The following is a 2,869-nucleotide window of genomic DNA, read 5'->3' as shown; positions in this document are numbered from 1 at the left end:
TTTTCATCAATGCCAGAGGTTTGGGATAGCAATTGCTGTACAGTAATGCTATTGACGGCAGGAGGTGCAAATGGGATAAACCTGCCCAGAGAATCCTGTAAGTTTAATTTACCCTTTTCAACCAATTGCAAGATGGCGACTGAAGTAAACTGTTTGGTGTTTGAGCCAATATTAAAAATCATGCTATCATTAGTCGGCACATTGAGTTCGAGATTAGCCATGCCAAATGCTTTCTTATAAATAACAACCCCATTTTGTGCAACCATGACAACTCCGCCAGGTTCATTTGCTTTGAACTGGGTCATTAACAATTTGTCGAATTCTTCCTGCAAAGAGATTTGCGCAATGGCACGTTGAGCTATGCCCGTTACAATAACGAAGTTGAAGAATAAAGTTTTCATGGAGTTTATTTAGTGTAAATAAACGAATTTATTCGTACAAATTAAATTTCATCATTGTTTGAGTGTGCTTTAGCTAAATCTTATCCCGGTTAAAATTGAAAAGATGGTATTGGGACATACTCCTGATTTGTCCTACTTAAATACCATACACCTCACTTTGAAACGGTATTACACTGCGCAGAGGGCGTGACACACAACGAACAGGGCTTTATGCAGGTTGGGAATTAGTATCCCGTCCGCTGATAACCGCTGCCGATTGAAAATATTTTGATGAAGTTAAGAACTAAAGCTGATGGATATTCGTCTGCCCGAACTGATGCCGGGATTTGCGAATAGCTGATGATATATTCGTCAGCCCAACTTGCATAAAACCCCATGTTGCCTGCTGGCTTATTCAAGAACGTCTTTTGCTAAGTCAAAGCAATGAAACGGCGAATAAATTGTTCCACCTTTTCTCATAAGTCGCAAATTGAGTTCTTTAATAGAATTGATAATTTTAGGTTCGGTCAAAAGCATGGTCTCAAGTTCATCCAAATCTGAAAAATGAAAACGAATTTGGTCCGCACCAGCCGCCCTGTATTTTGACTGTTCCGCCCCCAAAGTTTTATAGTTGTTAAAAAGACGGTCAAGTTCCTCGTTATTGTCAAGGAAGAGACTTGTCAGGATAATGAAAGTAAATGGCTTTTTTGTTTTGCGTTCATAGCCTAAAACAAAAACTTCCATTGCATTTACATTCATACAGAAACATCTTGGATAAGTGCCAATGTTAGTTGATGGCATACAACTCAATGCCCAAAATGATAATTCTGTTTTCTTAAAAGCAGGCAAGCATTTTTTAATGTATAAGTTTAAAATTCGTTTGAGTTGTTGGTAATTTTCAACCAGCTTTAGCTTGTCAAAGTTTTGTCTGTATTTAATCTTATGTTTTGTTTCAACCGTAGCATATAAGTCGTAGCCATCGTTTGAAACCTCAATATCGTTTTCAAGCCAATTGTTTTGTTCAGTCGGGGAAATAATTAAATCAAGGTCTGTGTCGCCAATAATGCTTGAAACAAAAGTTTTATTGATGATTAAAAGCCCTTCCGCTTCTGCATTTTTGATAAGCCTTTCTTCAACTTCATTTAAGTCTTCTTTTCTAACTTCTATAAACCAATATCTGACTATATTGTCATAATTTTTCCTGTGCTGTGAAAACCTTTTTACGGCATCAATTGCTTGTCCAATGTAAAATGTATTGTCAGAAAAATTGAGCAAATAAATTCCACATCTTTTCTTCGATTTTGGGAATAAATCAGAAATCGAAAGTCTGCCTTTCACATCAAGTACTTCGTCAAATTTGAAACCCAAACCGTTTATAATGTCTGCTGGCATATTGTCCATGGAAATTTCAGGAAAGTATCCTACAAAGCTTGCAGGCAACGGGCCGCGTATTGGCGATGGGCGGGATTTTTAGCACTACTGTTGATACGAAGCACAAATGTTGAGTTTTGCACTTCCGTTGATACGAAGCCGTTCGCCCCGCCTATTGCCAATACGATGTTGGGTGCTGTTTTTATTTGTCTTGTCGTTCACTTTTTGAGTTAAAAAATAGTCGTCCAAAGATATAAACTATCCCTGAAATGATGAATGCAAAAATAAAACCTGTGATAAAGGAAAAATTTCGTCCTACGTCATTGGTTAAATTCTTCATCACTTCATTTAATTCTGCTGTTTGTTCGTCTGTGCTAAATAGTCCGTCTTTGTTTAAGTCTAATCTATTTGCTTCATATTGATAATAAATGTCGTCATACGTTGCACCGCCAACAATGAATAAATAGAAAACTAAAAAAACTGTTACTGCTGTCCAAAAAGTTCTATTTTTCTTGAACAATTTGTTGCGATAAAACAAAATGGCTAACAGTCCGACAATGCAGATAATACTTGGAATTGCTAAATGATATGGAATTGTTATTTCGTTCAAATTTCAGGTTGTCTTAAAATGGTTGATTTTTTAGTAACTGTCCAATAACAAAAAACAATAAAAGTCCCAAAGTCGGAAGTTCTACGAACAGAGTAATTGTCAATGCAAGTCCGTTTATATTTTTTGTCTGCGGTTTTAATTTCTGAATTGTCATTTTTGTCAATACGAAGAATAGTCCTGCCACCAACAAAAATGTCAAGTAAGTCAATGGGTGAAATGACGAAATAAATGTCAAAAGTTTGTTTATGAAATAAGTTATTCTGTCCATTGAATTTTCTTTCGGTGCAGGGCGGTCGCAAAATAGCACACAACGGGCAACGGCTTTGCGATGGTGCGGCAATAGCGAACCGTCTGTTGAGTTTTGCACCAAAGTTAAATAGAATTATTGAAGTTGAGCCTATATTCGTCGAGCCGCACTATTGCAAAACCGATGTTGGCTGTCTGCCGTTCTTGTCGTTCGTTACGTTTTTCGCTGTTGTCTGTTGTGTCGGCTGTGGGTTGGCGGTTT

At 37.2% G+C, this 2,869-nt stretch carries 3 protein-coding genes; all 3 read right to left on the bottom strand.

The window, feature by feature from the left end; all coding sequences use genetic code 11:
• Window positions 1-401, bottom strand: a 401-nt coding sequence (locus tag QM629_RS17485) for a serine hydrolase domain-containing protein (protein WP_415161183.1), incomplete at its 3' end; no start/stop codon positions are given.
• A gap of 390 nt (window positions 402-791) precedes the next feature.
• A complete protein-coding gene (locus tag QM629_RS17480; protein WP_415161182.1) occupies window positions 792-1,772 on the bottom strand; it encodes a GIY-YIG nuclease family protein in 981 nt (326 codons plus the stop codon).
• 181 nt (window positions 1,773-1,953) lie between these two features.
• Entirely contained in the window at window positions 1,954-2,361 is a 408-nt protein-coding gene (locus tag QM629_RS17475; RefSeq protein ID WP_415161181.1) for a hypothetical protein, read from the bottom strand.
• Window positions 2,362-2,869: the final 508 nt, after the last annotated feature.

Origin of the sequence: Parafilimonas sp. (genome assembly GCF_047606085.1) — a bacterium.
Lineage (GTDB): Bacteria > Bacteroidota > Bacteroidia > Chitinophagales > Chitinophagaceae > Parafilimonas.
Note: the sequence above shows the minus strand (reverse complement) of the source record. Positions and strands in the feature narration are given on the sequence as shown.